Origin of the sequence: Arachidicoccus ginsenosidivorans (assembly GCF_007971385.1) — a bacterium.
Lineage (GTDB): Bacteria > Bacteroidota > Bacteroidia > Chitinophagales > Chitinophagaceae > Arachidicoccus > Arachidicoccus ginsenosidivorans.
Genome location: NZ_CP042434.1, coordinates 697,150 through 716,936, shown reverse-complemented (window position 1 = coordinate 716,936; position 19,787 = coordinate 697,150). Strand labels below are relative to the sequence as shown.

Here is a 19,787-nt window from a genome sequence, read left to right as displayed (position 1 = left end):
TTCATGGTATAAACCAAAAGCACTTTTATGCGCATAATCGGTAAACTACTGGTAACGGCACTGGCAGCTATTATTGCCGCTAATCTGTTGCCGGGTGTCACATTATATGGTGGATTTTCTGCAATACTCTTGGTAGCAGTGCTGGCACTGCTGAACACCTTTATCAAGCCTTTACTGGTGATCCTTACCATTCCCATTACAATTCTGACTTTGGGTATATTTCTATTGATTATCAATACCCTCATTATTAAATGGGCGGCCATGATATTGGGTCCGTCTCATTTTGTAGTGACCACCTGGTGGGCAGCCTTTTGGTTTAGCATCGTATTATCGCTGGTTACCTGGCTGATTGAAAGTTTGATCGGTAAGGTAGGAAAAGATAAATAATAGCAAATTATGCGCAATTAAGCAAGCAGGTGCAATTAAGCAAGCAGGTGCAAGTAAGGAAGCAAGCAAGCAAATAAAACAACGGAGCTGTAATTGATACTGGCAGCGCTGCCAGACTCAATTTCAGTAATGCAAAAAAGAGCAGCAGAACTTAATTTATAACGGTATATAAAAATACATTGCATTAAAAAGCACGGTCCATAAAGGAAATCTATCCTTTTTGGACCGTGCTTTTAAGCTTAAAATCTATTTGAATTTTAATTTATCACTTCGACACCCGGATGCGCCGCCGGATTAAAGACAAATTTACTGTCCGGCAGGCTGGCATTTGTATTAATATTGGTCATATTAAAGGAAACCGTATTGCCGCCTTTTTCAAGTACCGTGGCTTTGGTAATCATGTTTTTAGCCTTATTGACATAAACCGTGACCTTTTTGAAGTTCTTCCTGGCATCAACCGGCGTCAGGTCAATCACATAGAAACTACCCTTGGAAGATACCATTTTAGAGGTAAGATCTTTCTCAACAAAATTACCGGAAAGCAATTTTTGAGGATTTAAGGTACCACTATTATTATCTACCGGGCTTACGGTTACTTCATCACTACCGTTAAAATTCCAGGTTTTTTGCCCATTGGAAAAGATCTCATTATCCCCTTGTTTGATATAATATTTATTTCCCTTCAAGGCAATGGAACCGTTAATTGTACCTAATTTGTGCTGATTTTTATCCATCGTGGAATAGGTAAAGTTAGCGGTGGCACCCTTAGAGGCTTTTAAGGTATTGCTTACTTTCTGCAATACAGCACTGGCAGAACTCTGCGCGAAGCTACTGCCAATCAAGGCAATAGAAACAAATGCTGCGGTCATCATCTTCTTAATCATATAATTGAATTTAATTTAATCTAATTTATTTAAACCTGCCTGTTTTATTACAGGCTGCAAAATTACAAGTAATTATTTCATTTTGGACAACAAAGCAGCTCCTATGTTTAATGAACCCTTTGGTATCGAAATATTAAAGGAAAAATCAATACCAAACTACTTTGATAGCCTGGTTTTTAATCTTTAATTAACTAATGATTCTGAGGGTAGAAAATATTCCTTTATATATTGCCGAATAAATGTAATTTTGCACTCTTTATGAAGAGAATCTTCCAATTTTCCCTGGTGGGTCTGATTTTGCTGGTTTCCTCCTGCGCTTCAAAATATTCCAAAATTTTGAATAGCAAGGACAATGAACTTCGCATAAAAAAGGCCAACGAATATTACGAGAATAAGAAATATGCCCATGCCGAGGAGTTGTTTCAGGATCTTTTTCCTTACCTGAGAGGTACCCCCGTTATGAAGATGCTTTTTATAAATTCGCCTATAGTGCCTATTATCTGAAAGATTACGAGAATGCCTCCATGGCCTTTCAGACCTTTATAGAAACATTTCCCAATAGTTCTTTGGTGCCTAATGCTGATTATATGCAGGCATATTGTCTGTACCTCAGTTCTCCTAAAGCAGAACTGGATCAAACATCGACCAATAAGGCATTGGGTTTACTTAAAGCCTTTGTGAACAACTATCCAAAGTCTGAAAAAACAGCGGAAGCAGAGGCTTTAATCAAAAAATGCAATGAGAAACTGGAATTAAAAGAGTATCTTTCTGCTCAGTTATATTATGATTTAGGGTATTTTAAGGCTTCTCATTTGTATTTTGATTTACTTTTAAGTGATTATCCCGCATCAGGGAAGGCGGATCAGTATATGTTTATGATCGCAAAATCCAGTTATGAGTATGCCAAGGTAAGTGTCCCGCAATCACAACAGGAAAGATATGCACAAACAGTCGAGGACTGCACTAATTTTTTAGGTCAGTTCCCGGATAGTCAATATAAAGAGAAGGCAACGCAAATGAAAGCGGAAGCCGAACAGCAATTAGCAAAATTTAAAAAACTTCAACATGAGCAAACTCAGAAGACAAGTTAGTCCTAGTATTCCTAACGTCATTGAAACCAGAAGTTTAGTCGCAATAAAGGGTAAAACAGGCAATCTGTACAGATCTATTGCCATTATCGCCCGCAGAGCAGGACAGATCAATATCGGTATCCGTGAAGAGCTGCATTCTAAATTAGATGAATTTGCCAGCCATACGGACAGCCTGGAAGAAATCCATGAAAACAAAGAACAAATTGAGATTTCCAAGGCCTACGAGCGTATGCCCAATCCTGCCATTTTAGCCACTGAAGAGTTTATGGCAGACAAGGTGTACTACCGGGACAGCGATGCCGATTTGTTTGAATAATCGTATTTAGCCCAATGGTGGGGAAAATAATTACAAAATGCCACTCGGACTTGTCCCTGTGGCATTTCGTGCGTAAAACAGTCAAGGCAAAAAAGGCGTCGAAAGTCGCTGAACTACAGTATCTTTAGTTATTTTAAAAAATCTAAAAGGACGTGGCAACTGCAATGCAATTAAAAGGAAAAAAAGTTTTACTGGGCATTACCGGCAGCATTGCTGCTTATAAAATGATCATCCTGACCCGACTTCTGGTGAAAGCTGGTGCGGAGGTGAAAATTGTAATGACCGAAAATGCAACGAATTTCGTTTCTCCCTTGGTACTTAGTACGCTTTCTAAAAATGCGGTATTTAGAGATCTGGCCACGGGGGATAGCTGGAGTAATCATGTTGCCCTGGGCCGCTGGGCAGACCTTATGGTTATGGCACCACTTAGTTGCAATAGCCTGGCCAAGATGGCGGCAGGCTTATGCGATAATCTACTCATGGCCGTCTACCTCTCTGCCACCTGTCCAGTACTCGCAGCACCTGCAATGGATGCAGATATGTGGCACCATCCAGCCACAAGAGCCAATATTGAAAAAATTAAAAGTTACGGGCACCAGGTTTTAAATGTAAATTCCGGAGAACTGGCCAGTGGTCTTATTGGAGAGGGAAGAATGGCAGAACCCGAAGCGTTACTTGTAGCCATTGAGTCAACACTTCGTGAAGATATATTAAAGGGAAAAAGGGTATTGATTACCGCTGGCCCCACCCATGAACCTTTGGATCCGGTACGTTTTATTGCCAACCACTCAACCGGTAAGATGGGGGCTGCCCTGGCGGATGCATTTTACAATAAAGGCGCAGAAGTTTGTTTTATCTATGGCCCTGGCAGTAAAATGCCTGTATTTCCCGGCATTGAAAAAATACCCGTTACGACCGCTGCTGATATGTATGAGGCGACCCTAAAAGCTTTTGACCGGGTAGATATTGCCGTGCTGGCAGCTGCTGTGGCAGACTATACACCAAGCGTCGTTGAAGATAAAAAGATCAAAAAGAAGGAGGCGGATTTTAACCTTGCCCTTGTTAAAACTAAAGATATATTAAAGACCCTGGGTGAAAGTAAGCAAGGCAAATTATTAATTGGGTTTGCCCTTGAAACCGATCAGGCGATCGACAATGCCCGTAAAAACTCCTTGAAAAGCATGCAGATTTTATCGTGTTGAATTCCATGCAGGAACCCGGTGCAGGCTTTGGATATGACACCAATAAAGTAAGTATTCTATCCAGTAATGGACAGATCAGCGAGAGTACCCTGGCCAGCAAACAGCAAATCGCCGAATTTATAATCCATACCACCGTGTTGCGGGAAGGGTAGCAGGGGTAAGACCTGTCAAAAAATAAATGTGGCGCAAAGGCGTTTAATTATTACGACCTGCTGAGGATGGCACAATAATTTGCAGAACGATTGAAATTTATACAGATTCAACAAATGAAAGCAATGAACCTAGCATATGTACATAAAAAGCCTGGTTGCATAAAAGTGCAGGGCGGATGTATTCGCCGGGTTAGAGGCCTGGGTTGCTTTATTTTGCGCACAATGTTTTGCCTGGTGATATTATTAATTAATGTAGCTAAAGGAGCCTGTCAGGAACTCAATGCGAAGGTGACCGTGGTCGCGCCTCAGCTTGGGACCACCATTGACGCCTCGCTGGTCAGTAATCTGGAAAAACAATTGACCGATTTTATCAATCAACGCAAGTGGACAACCGATCAGTTTCAGCCAGAAGAAAAAATTAACTGTAATTTTTCCATTGCCCTTACCAGTATTGCTGCACAGGATGTGTATGAGGCAAGGTTGACCGTTCAGGCTGCAAGACCCGTTTATAACACAGTCTACCAATCTGTACTGGTTAATTATCAGGATGCACAGTTTACCTTTAAATACAGACCCTATCAAAGATTGGAGTTCAATGCATCACAGGTGGCTGGCACAGAGCCGTTGGCGGCTAATCTGACGGCTACCATTGCCTATTATATTAATATTATCCTGGGACTTGATTATGATTCTTTTGAACTGGGCAAAGGGCAGCCTTTTTTCAAAAATGCACAAAACATCGTTCTGGCCGCTCCAAAGGCCAGTAATATCAGGGGTTGGCAATCTTTTGACGGGCAACGTAACCGGTATTATTTAGCCAATAACCTTACGGCAGCCAATATGCAGGACATCCATCAGGTCTTCTATACTTATTTTCGCAGTGGGCTGGATAGTATGTACAGTGACCCGAAAACAGCCCGAAGTAATATCTTAAACGCCCTGAAAGCGCTACAAAAATTCAATACCCAGCATCCAAATTCCATGATTGAACAATTCTTTATGGAAAGCAGAACTGATGAACTAGTGGGTATCTTCAAAGAAGCGCCACCAGATATTAAAAACGAGGCACTCCCATTACTTACAGAGTTGAATGCCAATGGGGGAACTAAATTCAATGAAGCATTAAAAAATTGACAAAAGATATTAGGCCAGATTCAAATAGTTTAAGCGTACTACCTTGGTATGGTAGGTGTAGACTATTTGATAGGCGAGAACAGCAGCCGTTAATAACCTGCCACACAAATTATGATAACATCTACTAAAGATCAATATCCTTACATGAAACGATTTTTCCGACAGACCCGGATTACGCCTGCTTATAAGCAAGCGCATCAGCTTAAGCAAATTATTTATTTGCTGAGCATTATTTTACTGGTAGGTGCCATGGGATGTAAAAGCAAGTACCCTAAGGATATTATGACACCAGAACAAATCAAACCTGTATTATTTGATGTCATGGTCGCTACAGCCGTCAAACAGATGGACACCTCCTCCATAACTAAACTCCATATAAGAGACAGCATTACCTTGGAAATTCACCGAGTATTAAAAGCGCATAACGTTGATGACTCTTTGTATTTCAGGAGTATGGCTTTTTATGAAGCCCACCCAGATGATTTAAAAACATTACTGGATTCAACGCGCAGTTATGGTAACCGTTTGGAGGATTCCCTTCAAAAAAAACGTTTTATGCCGCATGATTCTGTAACAAAACCAGCCATTCGGCCAAAATCATTAAAATTGCAGGTTGATAGTACAAAAAAAATGCTCAAAAAGCCTGTAAATCCGACTGTTAAAGAGCCAAGTGCGATTCCAGTTGAAAAAGTTAAAAAATTGCCGAAAAAACTATAATTATTAGGTGTATTAAATTTTAATACGCAATAATTTGCTTGAAATTACTAAAGAAATCTCCGAGTGTGAATTAATTTTTATAAATGAAGATTTAATTTGTTCATTTTCTTTGGTTTGTATATAGGATTTGTTTAACTTTATCTCCGAATCTTCATCTTAAAATGCTAAAAAATGAGAAAGTCAGATCTGGTTAACAACATTTCCGAAAAAACCGGCATCCCAAAGGTTGATGTACTGGTTACCATCGAAGGTTTCCTTAAAGAAGTTAAGGAAAATCTGGCCGAAGGCAACAACATTTTCATTAGGGGTTTTGGTAGTTTTATTGCCAAGAAAAGGGCAGCAAAATCGGACGCAACATCAAAAAGAATGTTGCGGTAGAAATTCCGGAACATTATATTCCGGCGTTTAAGCCTTCAAAAGAATTCGTTAATGATGTCAAGGAGAAGCTTAAAACGAACTAACTTCGCACAAATTTTTAAAGTGTGAAAAAACAGCAGTTAATACTTATAGGAAGTGGTTTGATCATTATTATTTTGATTTATTTCTTCGGAAATACAATCCCTCCAAAAAGTAGTACGGCTGGCATGGGTGGTCCGGGTGTAGGCGCAGAAGTGCCCACACTGACCACCCATGATGTTTTATCAGCGGCCAAGTCTAAGTTGCCGCCTGCCGAACAAACCCGTATTACCACCTTGGAAAATAATGTGGATAGAGGAGACGTAAAAGATCTGAAAATCAAACAATTTAGCCAACTCTCTCATTTCTGGGGAGATACAGTGGGTAATATGCCTTTAAGCTCCTTTTATTTAGGGGAAGCAGCAAAATTGGAAAATTCAGAACAAAATCTTACCTTTGCAGCCCGAAAGTTGTTGTCTTACGTATTTGTAGAGCAAAGTCAGCCCATGCAAACCTGGATGGCAACCAACGCGAAAGAGTTATTTGAAAAGGCATTGGAGATAAATCCTAAAAATGATTCTGCTATTGTTGGTCTGGGCGGATGCTACATGTTTGGTAATCTTTCTGGTAACCCAATGGAACAGATCTTAAAAGTCCGAAAGGTGGCTGAGGAACATCCGGACAATTTATATGCACAGATGATGCTGGCTTTGGGCGCTGTCAAAACAGGACAGTATGATAAAGCAATTGAACGGTTTCTAATCGTCATACAGCACCAACCGGGTAATCTTGAAGCGATCTTTAACCTGGCAGATGTATATGACAGGGAAGGAGATAAGGCCAACGCCGTTAAATGGTATCAAAAAGCTAAGGACATGATTGAGGTGCCCGAGGCCAAAAAGAGATTCAACAAAGAATTGAAGCATTGCAACAGCAATCATAAATATTTTTTTATAACTATAAAATTCATTTACAACTATGCCTTGTGGTAAAAAAAGAAAACGTCATAAAATAGCGACGCACAAACGCAAAAAGAGATTAAGAAAGAACCGTCATAAGAAGAAATAGTTCAAAGCAAGCGCTTTGGAATTTATTTCCTTTTTTGATGTAGACTTTATATACTATTAATGCCAGGATAACCACCTGGCATTGATAGCCTATAAAAGGTTTACTTGACTTACCAGAAAAGTACAACACCTTTACCTTCCTGCAGCTTTTATTCCTTTCCCAAATATAATAAATTGCGGCTTAGTGGTAGGTGCATTTTTATGCCCGGACGTTGAGGTATCGCCACCGCTCCTTTACCCAAAGGAAAACCATGTCAGCCCATGCATTTGTTGACCTGGCTTTGTCAGTATTATAGCCCTTCCATAATACTTACTGACGCTGACGGTTTCTGCAATGCATATCCGTTGTAAATACGCTTATAAATCAAACGAGCGGCTTTACTTTCCATAACGGTTGATTCCGTGTGTTTTGGCATAAACAAATGATCGTTGGTGGCAATCTGCCTGCTGCCCACCTTAAGTTTTATCATATAGAAACAATAGCCAAAATCACTTAGTAGAATTTGCAATCGTTGTGGTATTTTATCTTCCTTAGGGTTAACATAGGCACAGGCAACAGGGGGATTTTTCCCCATGGTCCAGCCAAAATCCCTTCAGGAAGAATCACCTAAAAAAAGATATTTGTGGATAAAGAATTGATTGTCAGGAGCACACAGAAAGGTGTTGAGCTGGCATTACTTGAAAATAAAAAACTCGTCGAACTGCACAGTGAGCAGGCTGAAGCGGGTTTTTCGGTCGGTGATCTGTTTTTTGCTAAGGTTAAAAAACTGATGCCTAGCTTAAATGCAGCCTTTGTAGACGTAGGGCATGAGAAAGATGCCTTTTTGCATTATACGGATCTGAGCCCCTATATTAAAAGCCTGATTAAGTTTACCCAAAAGGCACAACATGATAAAAGCCCCGGAGGGTTTGATTTCTATAAGTTTAACGTAGAACCGGAGATTATCAAAACCGGTAAGGTGACTGAAGTATTGAATGGACGCCCCAACCTATTGGTGCAGATCCTAAAAGAGCCGATTGCCTCCAAAGGGCCCAGGCTTAGTTGTGAAATATCCCTTCCTGGTCGGTTTATCGTCGTAACCCCCTTTAATAATGTGGTGGCGGTTTCTAAAAAGATACATTCTGCTGATGAGCGTAAAAGATTGCACAAAATTGTAGAATCCATCAAACCCAATAATATTGGCGTAATCGTACGCACGGCAGCAGAAGGAAAGAATACTGCTGAATTACATGAAGATCTGCGCAGCCTACTGGAAAGCTGGAAAGAAATACAGCTTAGTTTGCGTACTGCTAAAACCCCGACAAAGGTATTGTCAGAAGAGAACAAAACGACCAGTATTTTAAGGGATTTATTGACCAAGGACTTCAATAAGATTGTCGTAAACGATAAGGAACTATATGAGGATACCCTTAAATACATCAAAAAAATTGCGCCGGCTAAGGCGGATATTGTCAAATTCTATCAGGAACCACAAAATGTGTTTGATTCTTATGGAATTACAAAACAAATCAAGGCTTCCTTTGGCAAAACCATCAATTTGCCCAGCGGGGCTTACCTGATCATTGAGCATACAGAAGCCATGCATGTCATTGACGTGAATAGTGGTTACAAGAGCATTAGTAACAGTCAGGAAGAGAATGCGTTAGCGACCAATCTGGAAGCGGCAGAGGAAATCGCCCGTCAATTAAGGCTGCGCGATATAGGCGGTATCATAGTCGTTGACTTTATCGATATGAAAAGTCCTGAAAATCGCAAAAAGGTGCAGGAGGCCATGAATGACCAGATGAAAAATGATCGTGCCCGCCACGCACTGGTGCCCATTTCCAAATTTGGGGTTATGCAACTGACCCGCCAAAGGATGCGCCCGGAAATCAATATTAATACTGCAGAGGTCTGCCCCACCTGCCATGGGACAGGCAAAGTTACTTCCACTTTCTTATTGATTGATGAGATTGAGAATAAGCTGGGTTATCTGATCACGCATTTGCATAAAAATATAACCCTTGAGGTGCATCCAATTGTCTATTCTCACCTGACAAAAGGCTGGTTTAATTCCATTAAAAAGCAATGGAAAAAGAAATTCAAAGTACCGATTAATATTACAGAAAATAATAATCTGAACTTTATTGACGTTAAATTTTATAACCAGGAAATGGAAGAAATAAAAATTTAAAACGGTAGACAGCCTGCGGGGTAATTTATTGGCAATCAGTCCTTGAAAGGCATCGCAAAACTTCCATTATATATACATAAAAAATATAATTGAAATATTATAAAATACTGATTAATAATTATTTATAACTGTTGTTTAAACAAAAAGAGCCACCTTCTAAGGGTGGCTCTTTTTATGCGTCTACCGAGAAATTTATTTTTAGAATTTGAGGCAAACCCCTAACTTAGCAGCAGATTTTAATGAGTTAGTAAGTAGGAGGTTGGCGAGTAATTGCCAGCCTCTTGTTTTTTCTATCCCGCAAAGGATACCAGAAGGTGGCCAGTAATAATGCGATATATCCCACGCAACCAGCGATGGCAATGATCTTCCAAAAGAGATCACCATTTCTTTGAAAAAGGTCACTGATTTCCCCGTAAACCATTTGTAAATTAAGATAAATTAATAACAATGAGATGAGCCAGCCAAGAATCTGTGTGCGCAGTTTAATGGCAAATTTGCCCATCTGGTAACGGTCACTGACAAATGAATCAAAGGAATAATAGCGAATGCTAATTGCAGACTTAAAATCACCTGGCTAAATATAAGGAGCTTATCGAGCTCGGCGTCTCCGTAAATGAGAATAACACTTACCGCAGGTATAATCGCAATAAGTCTTGTAATCAACCTTCTGAGTAAAGGATTTAAATGGAGGTTCAGATAACCTTCCATCACAATCTGTCCGGCGAGTGTTCCGGTAATGGTAGAACTTTGACCGGCAGCGATAAGGGCGATCGCAAACAGGGTCGGTGCTAATTTAGAGCCGAGTAAGGGTTCCAGCATCCGGTGAGCATCCTCCAGATTGGCAACAGTTGTATTACCTGTGGTAAAAAACACGCTGGCCGCCATAATTAAAATGGCTGCATTGACAAGAAAGGCCAGGTTCAAAGCAATGGTACTATCCATGGCGTTGAATTTTAGCGCCTGTTTAATACCTTTTTCTGTTCTTTTTATTTTTCGCGTCTGCACTAGTGCAGAATGCAGGTATAAATTGTGCGGCATAACAGTCGCCCCAATGATGCCAATGGCTATATATAATTCCGCCTGATTTAAAGATGTGGGAATAAAGCCTGTTACCACATCGCTCATATCAGGTTTGGCCATTAATAGTACCGCCAGAAATGAAAAGCCGGTAATGGCAATCAGACCAATAATAAATTGTTCCATTCTACGCATGCCCAGGCGTTGGAGATAAAACAACAAAAAAGTATCCATAACAGTAATCAGTACACCCCATAAAATCGGCAGACCGGTTAATAAATTGATCCCAATGGCCATACCCAGTACTTCAGCCAAATCACAGGCTGCAATGGCAAGCTCAGCTAGTATATACAGGCAAAAATTAACTGCCTTTGGGTAGGTCTCTCTGTTGGCCTGAGCCAGATCCTGTTGACGTACGACCCCCAGACGCGCGCACATATTCTGGAGCAACAGCGCAATCAGATTAGAAAGTAGCAAAATCCAGATCAGCTTATAACCAAATTGCGCACCGCCTTGAAGATCAGTTGCCCAGTTACCTGGATCCATATAACCGACACTTACCAGATAGGCTGGCCCCAGAAAGGCCAGAATCTTTTTAAAGCCCCTGGAACGGCCTCTTGTCGTATCAATAGATTGGTGAACATCACTTAAGGATTTGTGACTGGGTTTTACGGGTGATGTATTTTGGATAACTCGATGTTTCATAATGCATGCCTATGAAAGGTGTGCCTGGATTTTTTATTTAACGATATACAAAATAAGTAAATAAATTTGGGGAGCCTAATTTATTTATTCGTATTGGTTAATTAATGCTTGTTCGTTTGTGAAATTTCAGGTAAGCTGTCCATAAATTAGATTTTTTATGCAGGCAACACCGATGATTTTTCATTACCTTCGACCCGTATTGATAACCAAGCAAAGCTTTTTTGATTAACCTACATGAGTAATTTCAAATTAGGATCATTTTATCCCATTAGTGAAAAATATAGTAAACGGGTGGCCTATTTCTCCATGGAGTTTGCCATCCACCAACCCTTAAAAATATATAGTGGCGGACTGGGGTTTTTAGCAGGCTCCCATCTGCGCAGTGCCTATGAACTTAGCCAGCACCTGGTGGGCATTGGTATTTTGTGGAAGTTTGGCTATTATGATCAATTGCGCCATCAGGATCAAACCATGCATGCGCATTGGTCGGAAAAGCATTACAGCTTTTTAGAGGATACCGGCATTCGTTATACGATTAAAATTCATGATGCAGATGTCTGGGTCAAGGTGCTCTATCTCGCACCAGAAGTCTTTAAAACAGCGCCGCTTTTTCTGTTAAGCACAGATTTGCCGGAAAATGACTATGTCAGTCAAACCATTACCCACCGGCTTTATGATGCCAATGAGGCCACCAAAGTGGCGCAGTATATCTTACTTGGTATCGGTGGTGCCAAATTGCTGGATATTTTGGATTATGATGCAGAGGTCTACCATTTAAATGAAGCGCACGGCTTACCTGCCGCATTTTACCTGCAAAACAAATTGGGCAGTAAGGAAGCGGTAAAGGAAAAACTGGTCTTTACCACCCATACACCTGAGGAGGCGGGCAATGAAAAACATAGCATTTACCTTTGTGAGAAGATGTCGTATTTCTGCGGGTTATCCTTGGAGGAGGTTCGCAGCCTGACTGGTATTGAGGGGGATCAGTTTGATCACTCCTTAGTGGCACTCAGGTATGCCCGGTTGGCCAATGGCGTTTCTCAGCTCCATGGACGTGTGGCTAGCGAAATGTGGGGACATTATCCAGGCACTTGCAAGATTATTTCCATTACCAATGCCCAGAACTGGACATATTGGGCGGATAAACAACTCTATCGATTTTTCAATCAGGGAGAGGACTATCTACTGGATGATAGAAAAAATACCTGAAGAAAAGAGCTTTTGAGCTGGTTGCTGATCAGACAGGAAAGATCTTTGATCCCAAAATACTGACCATTGTATGGGCCAGAAGATTTGCAGGATACAAAAGAGCAGATTTTCTATTGCAGGATCAGCAGCGTTTCTTAAAACTCATTGAAAATACCCGCTATCCGGTCCAAATTATTTTTGCCGGCAAGCCCTATCCGATGGATTATGCAGCCATCGGAACTTTTGACAGATTAGTCAATGAGAGCAAAAAATATAAAAATGTGGCCGTGCTGGTGGGTTATGAACTGACACTTAGCAAACGCTTAAAGCAAGCTGCCGATATCTGGCTTAATAATCCAAGAGTCCCCAGAGAGGCTTCCGGTACGAGTGGTATGACTGCTGCGATGAATGGTGGGGTAAATTTCTCTACCCATGACGGCTGGATCCCGGAATTTATCAATCACGGACACAATGGTTTTGTGGTACCTGCTGCTGATTATCACCACATGCAGCCACATCAGCAGGATGAGTATGATCTAAATCAGTTGTATGCCATCCTGGAAAATCAGATTCTACCCACCTATTATGATGAGTATGATACCTGGCGGCAAATCATGAAAAATGCCATGCGCGATGTCAGGTACCAGTTTGATAGTAACCGAATGACGCATGAATACTATGAGCAGCTATATTAGTCACTTATGAACATTTAAATGCACAATTGACCATGGCCATCCAAAAGAGCAACTTTCCCGGAAGAAATAAGCGGAAAGTTGCTCTTTTGGGTGAAATTTTAAACCCCAACCTGGCATTTTCCCTACGATTTTTGCTTTTCGTTACGGGATATCATAAATGCTTCATATGGAAATCCATTAGATATTCATGCACTAAAATGTTTAACGCTTTGAATATTATTTATTAAAGAATAATAGATAAGTGTTATGTGTTATGCCGCTTAACAATTGGTATGATTTTTAAGGTAGCTTAACAACAAAATCTTATAATTATGGGTATAATTTCATGGCTTTTATTTGGTTTGATTGCGGGAGTGATCGCCAAGGCCCTCCATCCCGGTAAGGATCCTGGAGGTTGGATCGTGACCATCATTATTGGTATTTTAGGTAGTGTCGTTGGCGGCTGGATTGGCTCTTCTTTGCTGGGCTGGGGAGATGTCAATGGCTGGAACTTTAAGAGTTTTGCACTAGCAGTTATTGGAGCTATTATTCTGCTGTGGATTTATGGCATGATCAAGCGTAAATCTCCCAATACCTAAAAAAAGGTATGTACAATTTAGGCCCTTTTCTAGCGCTGCTCGGTTCTTACCGACAGTACTGGAAAAGGGATTTTTTTTAGGCGGACAGCAATAAACGCTCCATAGGATTCAACTGCTGGAATTAATTGCCGTTTGTTAAATAAAGCAGGGGGTTTTTGCGTTATTGATTCGTTGATGCGCAGTTCACAGCATAAATATGTTTTCTTACGAGTCTTTATAATGCTCGTACTAATCCTGCCTGTCTTGTTGCATGCGCAGCAGACTAGTAATTTACGGCAAAAAAAAATCCCTACAGGACATTTGGTCGGAAGCAGCGCTATCGTACTGGATAGTCTAAGTATAATACCAGGTAGCCTGATCATTAATGCGCCCCCAACCAGTTATCATTTGGATGCAGCGGCTGCCACCTTTAATTGGATAGCGGGCGCTGTATTTGCTGAGGATAGTATGCTTATCCAATACCGGGTCTTTCCCTTTTTACTGGAAAAGCAAACAGCGAGATATCAGTTGGATACTACACAGGCGACCGTTATCAGGCCACAGGTAATTGCCAGTAATAATCCAGGTGAGAACGCGCTATTTAAATTTGGGAAAATTGATTATAACGGAAGCTTTGGCAGATCCATGAGTATTGGCAATAACCAGAATGCAGTATTTAATTCCGAATTTAATCTCCAGATGAATGGTTATATCGGGGACAGCATTCATTTAAGTGCGGCGCTCACGGATGACAATATTCCCATACAACCAGATGGCACAACCCAACAGCTCAATGAATTTGATAAGATCCTGCTACAGTTCAGTAAAAAAAACTGGGAAATCAATCTGGGGGATATTGATCTTAGAACCAGTGGATCCTATTATGTCAACTTTTACAAAAGATTGCAGGGGGCCAGCTACCGTCAGGATTTACAACTGGGACAAAATATCAAAACCAGCACAACCATTAGTGGTGCCATTGCCAAGGGCAAGTTCGCACGCAATGTACTAGCCGTTACGGAAGGCAATCAAGGGCCATACCGGCTACAGGGAAATAATAATGAGCTTTATTTTGTGGTACTGGCCGGTACAGAAAAAGTATATTTGGATGGCGCCTTACTTACCAGGGGGGAAGATCAGGATTATACCATTGATTATAATCAGGCCGAGATCACTTTTACCCCAAAACATATGATTACCCAGGATAGCAGGATTCAGGTAAGTTTTGAATATGCCGACAGAAATTATCTGAATACCATGTTGTATGCACAAAATAAAACGGATTTTTCAGACAAATTTACCGTTACCGTCTCTGCCTATAATAATCAGGATGCTAAAGCACAGCCCATCAATCAAACCTTGGATCAGGATAAAAGAGCATTTTTAGCAACCATAGGGGATAGTATCCAAAATGCCTTTTATCCCTTCGCCCAGAGAGATACTTTTTCTACGGATAAAATCATGTATAAAAAGATCGATACCACTTATGGCAATCAGCATGATTCTATTTTTGTCTATTCCACTAACCCAGACAGCGCTCGCTATCAACTTTATTTTGCGGAAGTTGGTCCGTCAAAGGGAAACTATGTGCCGCTGATGAATGCCGCCAATGGTAAGGTATTTATCTGGGTAGCTCCGGTAGGAGGGGTGCCTCAGGGCAACTATGAACCGGCAGAATTCTTAGCGACGCCTAAAAAACAACAATTACTGTCCGTCAAAGTGGATTACCACCCAGACAGCAGCCTGCTACTTTCTACGGAGCTTGCTACCAGTAATACGGATGATAATACTTTTTCTGATCTTGGCAATAAGGATAATACTGGTTATGCCGGCAAGTTTACGGTTGAGAAAAATATCCAATTTGATAAAAGCAAAAACAAATCAGCACCTTACCGGTTAAAAACAACCGGTTCGTTTGAGTTTCAGTCTGCAGGCTTTCGGACAGTAGAAATTTTAAGGCCTGTAGAGTTTGCACGTAGCTGGGGGCTGGATTTAATACCCGAGACAACAAGCGATCAGCTGGGGACACTACATTTTCTCTTAAGCCAGCAAAAAATGGGAGATCTGGCTTATGGTTTTCAGACCTACCTGCGCGGCGACGGGTATAAGGGATACAAACATGATCTGAATTACCAACATCATAGCCAAAGTGGCTGGAATTTTAATGAACAACTCTCCTATACACAGATCCACATGGCCAGTGCAGGGGGATATTATTGGAAACCAACCCTTGAGGTGAGTAAAAGCCTAAAGGCACTCCATAACCTGACCCTTGGTGGCCGTTATGAAGCGGAGCATAATCAGATTCAGGACAATCTAACGGATTCTATGCAACTCACCAGTTATGCTTATCAGACCTTAACTGCCTATCTGAACAGTGATCCCAGCCAGATGAATAACTGGTCCTTGTCCTATACTGAAAGGAAAAATAAGTTGCCGGTAGGCAGTCGGCTGCTAGGCTCGGATCACAGTCGCAATCTGAGTTTTGATCTGAGTTTGCTTAAAAACCGCTACCAACAGGTCAAAGTAAAGGCCACTTACAGGGAATTGGTAGTAGATGATCCAGCTTTGACTACTGGGGACGCTCCAGATAAGAGTTTTCTAGGCCGTATTGGTTATAATGTCCGTAGTAAATCCGGCTTTTTGGTAGGTAATGCACTCTATGAAACAGGAGCCGGCCAGGAACAAAAAAGGGATTTTAGCTTTTATGAAGTCTCGCCAGGCCAGGGACAGTATACCTGGAATGATTATAATAAAGATGGCATAAAACAACTCACAGAGTTTGAACTAGCTGCCTTCTCAGATGAAGCCACTTTTATTAAGATATATACCCCTACCAATGAATATATTCAGGCCGATTATACACAGTTTAATTACAGCGTGCAATTAAACCCAAGAAGGATCTTTTCGGATTCTGTAACTGGGCTAAGCAAAGCGCTTCGTAAGGTTCAACTGCGTTCTTCTTTACAGTCTGCCAAAAAAGAGTACGCGAAAGGAGGTCCTGTATTTAATCCCTTTGCAACAGGTGTGGCGGATTCTGCGCTTTTGAACTTTAATTATATCTTCACCAACACCTTAAGTTATGGGCAAATGGACAGTAAATGGGGACTGGACCTAACAAGGCTGATTAATTATAATAAATCACTACTTACCTATGGATCAGAGGCAACAAAAGTGACGACCTGGGATTTGAAAGGGCGCTGGCAGGTTGCCCCTGCTTATAACCTGTCCTTGGAGCAACAGTTCGGAACCCATAATCTTTCAACACCTGCCTTTGCCACCAGGAACTTCCAGCTGACTTCCATGAGTTGCAACCCGACGCTGACCTATACCAACCGGACCAAATGGCGACTGATGGGTGGTTATGAATATGAAAAAATAAAAAATAAAGCGATATATGGCGCAGAGTCAGCCACTAACAGCACTTTGCAAATGGAAGGTAAATATAACGCCGTACAACAAACCAGCATAACGGCCAGGTTTCAATATACCAATATTGATTTTACAGGGGATCCTTCCAGTACGGTTGGTTATAATATGCTGGAAGGATTATTGCCTGGCAAAAACTACCGGTTTGTCATTGAACTCAATAAAAGGCTGATGAATAGTCTGGAACTTAGCTTTCAATATGAGGGACGTAAATCCGGGGATGCTAAGCTGATTCAAATTGGTAGAGCCAGTATCCGTGCGATCTTATAATACAAAAAAATAGAACCGACACCGGCAATAATTTTCGCAATAGTTAATTACTTTACTGGCATGGCAATGATTGATTACCGTAGTACGCAAAGTTTTCAGGGATTAGGGATCATCAGTTTATTGTCATTTATCTTATCAGGATGTCCAGGTTCAATTGTTCGCTACGCTAATCCTGGAAATAACCACGCCATAACTATCCTGTTCATAGTAGCCAAAGGAACTGGGATTATTTTGATTAGCTTGGTAGGTAATATGGGAAACTTTTTGGCTGTATAAACCAACCCCTTTTTCAAAGACCATTTGGGCAAAGAGCTTTTCCTGGTATAGACTGGGGTCAAAATCCCCCGGATTTCCATTGGTCTGGTCGATCTGATGCACAGTTAACAGATTGCCTTCCATGCTCAGATCATAAGTATATTGCCAGCCATAGTAAAAATCGCCGGGATTCAGATCAGAGCTAAAATAGCGATTGCCCTCCCAGCTATAATCCTGCTTTACCGGATCCGTCAAAATGATAAAACGCCGGTTATGTTCATCAATTAAAGCGGCCGTATGGGCTGAAAATACCAGTCGGTAAGTTAATAAATAAGACCAGGACGCGTTAATACCGGCATTTGTTCCTTCGGCCAAATACCGGTATACCGGATAAGTAGTATCTGCTCCCTCAATAGTAGCCACCCCGATACTGTCTTTTGCTGTGTAGTGGACGGTATCCATGGCCGTGCCAAAAGGAGCCGCAACGATGGAGTCAAAATGATAGTAGGAAACACTGCCAGTTTCAGTGGGTAAGTAAGTACTATATGGTGTAAGGGTTTTGCCATAATCCTCCAGATCCGCTTTTGAACAGGAACTAAGCCCCCATATAGAGGTTAACAGTAGTAGGCTTATACAGATGTTGAATAACCGGAAGCGGCTCTTGTTAGTGGTATGCGTTTTCAAGATAAATGGATTAGTTGCTTAATTAATAAAAAGGGGCTGTTCACCTGTTTTTAATTAACGGTAAACAGCCCTTTTTATTTTTAAAAGCACGCTTTTTGTTGCCCAAAGCTGGCCAGCAGCAAACAATTAACTCCGTTCAATGGCTCTAAGCCATCTTTCGGGGATTTCATTTTGGGTAGCCAGTATATAATCAGTATAGCTGCAGGGTAGCAGCTGACCGTCAGGCAGGGTCATCCACCAGCGGCCGGTCTTTTTACTCTGCAAAAAAGTGGTCTCCATTTCAGCAAAAGCCAGGTGAAATTCATTGAAATTTTGCTTGGTGGTCGGATCTGCCTCCTGCTTGCCTTGCTGCAGCCCATCCACCAGATACCAGGCAAGATGACTTAACTGCTTGGCTGTCTGTGAATTCCTGTCTAAATGTTGTTGGTAATTATACAATCCAATACTACTAACCTTGCTACTCATCCCGGCAAATTGCATTAAGCGGCAGGCCTCTTCGCCACTAAGACCATTGGGTGTCATTAAATTAGCGGGGGCGTGACCACTCTCAATACAAGAGATGTCCAGGCTGATAATGTCCGAGTTGCGGATAGGCGGCTCGACTTCTTCTATTTTTTCTTTTACCCTGCCCACCCGGACACAGTCAAAACGCAATCGATCGATGACTTCCAGCATTTCAGGATGTACAAAATAGCTCTGGAAGGCCAGATGGTTATAATGATTCAGGTAATTGGGTGTTTTGGTAAACATATCCAATAAAAACCTGTCAGCGGGTGCGGGGGCCTCTGCATCCATATCCATTTTTGCATCAATGCAACAAAGGTCAAAGGTGCGGTCCAGTTGGGCATAAGCATCGCATTGGGCAGTGGTCAGGTCGTGAGAACCGCCGATGATCAGTATTTTTGCCTTTTCCAGTAGCAGCAGTTCCGATAAGACGATTTTCAGCGCAGCATAAGAATCCGCGATGTTTTTGCCAATGATGATATTGCCGATATCTGCAATTTTGACGCCTTTATGCCATTGATAAAGCTGGTAGAATTCTGTTCTGAAATTATCGGCTGATGGGGTGCCTCTGTTGGGAAATCCTTTGCCTCTATACTCACCGATGCCCAGAATAATTAAATCTGCTTCTGAAAGATCGGGGAAATTATCCTCATAGCTATCAATGTAATAGCCAATCTGGGATTTTTTAAATCCTTCGTCCTGGGAAAGCTCAAAAAGATGTACTGGTTCAAGAAAATCAATAATGGTTTGTTCGTTAAATGATGACATGTGTTAAGCGTAAAAATTTGAGACAAAAATAGGGTAAATGATGCATTTTGACCAAGGCAGCCATGAATTTACTGAATATTATAAAATTAATATGTATTGATCTTTTAAATCAATTAGTTGTAAATTGAAAAAAGACAGTACTTTTATGTCATTTTTTACCGATCCACTTGCCTGAATAAGGTGTTTTAAAAGGGG

Annotated in this window: 19 protein-coding genes and 1 pseudogene; 15 read left to right on the top strand and 5 right to left on the bottom strand. The window is 41.2% G+C overall.

From position 1 onward, the window contains the following. The first annotated feature begins 27 nt into the window (after positions 1–27). Positions 28–387, top strand: coding sequence for a phage holin family protein (locus tag FSB73_RS02830; protein WP_146780037.1), 360 nt, complete (start codon positions 28–30; stop codon positions 385–387). Between the two features lie 257 nt (positions 388–644). On the opposite strand, the gene FSB73_RS02825 is transcribed toward FSB73_RS02830, so the two are convergent. Then, positions 645–1,271 carry a LolA family protein gene (locus FSB73_RS02825; RefSeq protein WP_146780036.1) on the bottom strand — a complete coding sequence of 209 codons (627 nt, stop codon included), beginning with the start codon at positions 1,269–1,271 and terminating at the stop codon, positions 645–647. A gap of 258 nt (positions 1,272–1,529) precedes the next feature. Here FSB73_RS02825 and FSB73_RS02820 point away from each other — a divergent pair, with 258 nt between their 5' ends. The 9 genes and pseudogenes from FSB73_RS02820 (at position 1,530) to FSB73_RS02785 (ending at position 7,271) form a co-directional block, all read left to right on the top strand. Beyond that, positions 1,530–1,775: an outer membrane protein assembly factor BamD gene (locus FSB73_RS02820; protein WP_146780035.1), complete on the top strand. Its 246-nt coding sequence runs from the start codon at positions 1,530–1,532 to the stop codon at positions 1,773–1,775. Next, entirely contained in the window at positions 1,670–2,362 is a 693-nt protein-coding gene (locus FSB73_RS02815) for an outer membrane protein assembly factor BamD (protein WP_146780034.1), read from the top strand. Before FSB73_RS02820 ends, FSB73_RS02815 begins: the two co-directional genes overlap by 106 nt. Then, complete coding sequence (locus FSB73_RS02810; RefSeq protein ID WP_146780033.1) at positions 2,337–2,678, top strand: DNA-directed RNA polymerase subunit omega; 342 nt, start codon at positions 2,337–2,339, stop codon at positions 2,676–2,678. The genes FSB73_RS02815 and FSB73_RS02810 overlap by 26 nt, the downstream gene beginning before the upstream one ends. Before the next feature lie 152 nt (positions 2,679–2,830). Further along, positions 2,831–3,880: a bifunctional phosphopantothenoylcysteine decarboxylase/phosphopantothenate--cysteine ligase CoaBC gene (gene coaBC / locus FSB73_RS02805; protein ID WP_225974417.1), complete on the top strand. Its 1,050-nt coding sequence runs from the start codon at positions 2,831–2,833 to the stop codon at positions 3,878–3,880. Beyond that, a complete protein-coding gene (locus tag FSB73_RS23875; RefSeq protein ID WP_225974416.1) occupies positions 3,874–4,032 on the top strand; it encodes a hypothetical protein in 159 nt (52 codons plus the stop codon). Before coaBC ends, FSB73_RS23875 begins: the two co-directional genes overlap by 7 nt. A 123-nt stretch (positions 4,033–4,155) precedes the next feature. Continuing rightward, positions 4,156–5,166, top strand: coding sequence for a type IX secretion system protein PorD (gene porD / locus FSB73_RS02800; RefSeq protein WP_158639386.1), 1,011 nt, complete (start codon positions 4,156–4,158; stop codon positions 5,164–5,166). A 144-nt stretch (positions 5,167–5,310) separates the two neighbouring features. Next, positions 5,311–5,883 carry a DUF4296 domain-containing protein gene (locus FSB73_RS02795; protein WP_158639385.1) on the top strand — a complete coding sequence of 191 codons (573 nt, stop codon included), beginning with the start codon at positions 5,311–5,313 and terminating at the stop codon, positions 5,881–5,883. Positions 5,884–6,054: 171 nt separating this feature from the next. Then, positions 6,055–6,344: pseudogene (locus FSB73_RS02790) on the top strand (HU family DNA-binding protein). A 21-nt stretch (positions 6,345–6,365) separates the two neighbouring features. Continuing rightward, the gene (locus tag FSB73_RS02785; RefSeq protein ID WP_225974415.1) at positions 6,366–7,271 is read left to right on the top strand and encodes a tetratricopeptide repeat protein; all 906 of its coding nucleotides are present in this window, start codon (positions 6,366–6,368) and stop codon (positions 7,269–7,271) included. A gap of 365 nt (positions 7,272–7,636) precedes the next feature. Here FSB73_RS02785 and FSB73_RS02780 read toward each other — a convergent pair whose 3' ends face one another. Further along, on the bottom strand, positions 7,637–7,921 hold the full coding sequence (locus tag FSB73_RS02780) for a hypothetical protein (protein WP_146780030.1): 285 nt from the start codon (positions 7,919–7,921) through the stop codon (positions 7,637–7,639). Positions 7,922–7,969: 48 nt separating this feature from the next. Here FSB73_RS02780 and FSB73_RS02775 point away from each other — a divergent pair, with 48 nt between their 5' ends. Next, positions 7,970–9,520, top strand: a complete 1,551-nt coding sequence (locus FSB73_RS02775; RefSeq protein ID WP_146780029.1) for an Rne/Rng family ribonuclease — start codon at positions 7,970–7,972, stop codon at positions 9,518–9,520. 438 nt (positions 9,521–9,958) lie between these two features. Here FSB73_RS02775 and FSB73_RS02770 read toward each other — a convergent pair whose 3' ends face one another. Next, complete coding sequence (locus FSB73_RS02770) at positions 9,959–11,242, bottom strand: Nramp family divalent metal transporter (RefSeq protein WP_225974414.1); 1,284 nt, start codon at positions 11,240–11,242, stop codon at positions 9,959–9,961. A gap of 234 nt (positions 11,243–11,476) precedes the next feature. Here FSB73_RS02770 and glgP (FSB73_RS23865) point away from each other — a divergent pair, with 234 nt between their 5' ends. From glgP (FSB73_RS23865) to FSB73_RS02755, 4 genes are all read left to right on the top strand, one after another. After that, a complete protein-coding gene (gene glgP, locus FSB73_RS23865) occupies positions 11,477–12,451 on the top strand; it encodes an alpha-glucan family phosphorylase (RefSeq protein WP_225974413.1) in 975 nt (324 codons plus the stop codon). Next, entirely contained in the window at positions 12,448–13,125 is a 678-nt protein-coding gene (gene glgP / locus FSB73_RS23860) for an alpha-glucan family phosphorylase (RefSeq protein WP_225974752.1), read from the top strand. The genes glgP (FSB73_RS23865) and glgP (FSB73_RS23860) overlap by 4 nt, the downstream gene beginning before the upstream one ends. Positions 13,126–13,436: 311 nt before the next feature. After that, complete coding sequence (locus tag FSB73_RS02760; protein WP_146780028.1) at positions 13,437–13,703, top strand: GlsB/YeaQ/YmgE family stress response membrane protein; 267 nt, start codon at positions 13,437–13,439, stop codon at positions 13,701–13,703. 219 nt (positions 13,704–13,922) lie between these two features. Continuing rightward, positions 13,923–17,381: a hypothetical protein gene (locus FSB73_RS02755; protein ID WP_146780027.1), complete on the top strand. Its 3,459-nt coding sequence runs from the start codon at positions 13,923–13,925 to the stop codon at positions 17,379–17,381. A 150-nt stretch (positions 17,382–17,531) separates the two neighbouring features. Here FSB73_RS02755 and FSB73_RS02750 read toward each other — a convergent pair whose 3' ends face one another. Both FSB73_RS02750 and FSB73_RS02745 read right to left on the bottom strand, forming a co-directional pair. Next, positions 17,532–18,320, bottom strand: coding sequence for a hypothetical protein (locus FSB73_RS02750; RefSeq protein ID WP_146780026.1), 789 nt, complete (start codon positions 18,318–18,320; stop codon positions 17,532–17,534). A 126-nt stretch (positions 18,321–18,446) separates the two neighbouring features. Further along, entirely contained in the window at positions 18,447–19,592 is a 1,146-nt protein-coding gene (locus FSB73_RS02745) for an arginase family protein (protein ID WP_146780025.1), read from the bottom strand. Positions 19,593–19,787: the final 195 nt, after the last annotated feature.

Coding starts and splice junctions, on each gene's coding strand:
- FSB73_RS02830 (WP_146780037.1), top strand. CDS start 28: ATGCGCATAATCGGTAAACTACTGGTAACGGCACTGGCAGCTATTATT.
- FSB73_RS02810 (WP_146780033.1), top strand. CDS start 2,337: ATGAGCAAACTCAGAAGACAAGTTAGTCCTAGTATTCCTAACGTCATT.
- FSB73_RS02760 (WP_146780028.1), top strand. CDS start 13,437: ATGGGTATAATTTCATGGCTTTTATTTGGTTTGATTGCGGGAGTGATC.
- FSB73_RS02770 (WP_225974414.1), bottom strand. CDS start 11,242: ATGAAACATCGAGTTATCCAAAATACATCACCCGTAAAACCCAGTCAC.
- porD (WP_158639386.1), top strand. CDS start 4,156: ATGAACCTAGCATATGTACATAAAAAGCCTGGTTGCATAAAAGTGCAG.
- FSB73_RS02825 (WP_146780036.1), bottom strand. CDS start 1,271: ATGATTAAGAAGATGATGACCGCAGCATTTGTTTCTATTGCCTTGATT.
- FSB73_RS02820 (WP_146780035.1), top strand. CDS start 1,530: ATGAAGAGAATCTTCCAATTTTCCCTGGTGGGTCTGATTTTGCTGGTT.
- FSB73_RS02795 (WP_158639385.1), top strand. CDS start 5,311: ATGAAACGATTTTTCCGACAGACCCGGATTACGCCTGCTTATAAGCAA.
- FSB73_RS02780 (WP_146780030.1), bottom strand. CDS start 7,921: ATGGGGAAAAATCCCCCTGTTGCCTGTGCCTATGTTAACCCTAAGGAA.
- glgP (WP_225974413.1), top strand. CDS start 11,477: ATGAGTAATTTCAAATTAGGATCATTTTATCCCATTAGTGAAAAATAT.
- FSB73_RS02755 (WP_146780027.1), top strand. CDS start 13,923: ATGCTCGTACTAATCCTGCCTGTCTTGTTGCATGCGCAGCAGACTAGT.
- FSB73_RS02745 (WP_146780025.1), bottom strand. CDS start 19,592: ATGTCATCATTTAACGAACAAACCATTATTGATTTTCTTGAACCAGTA.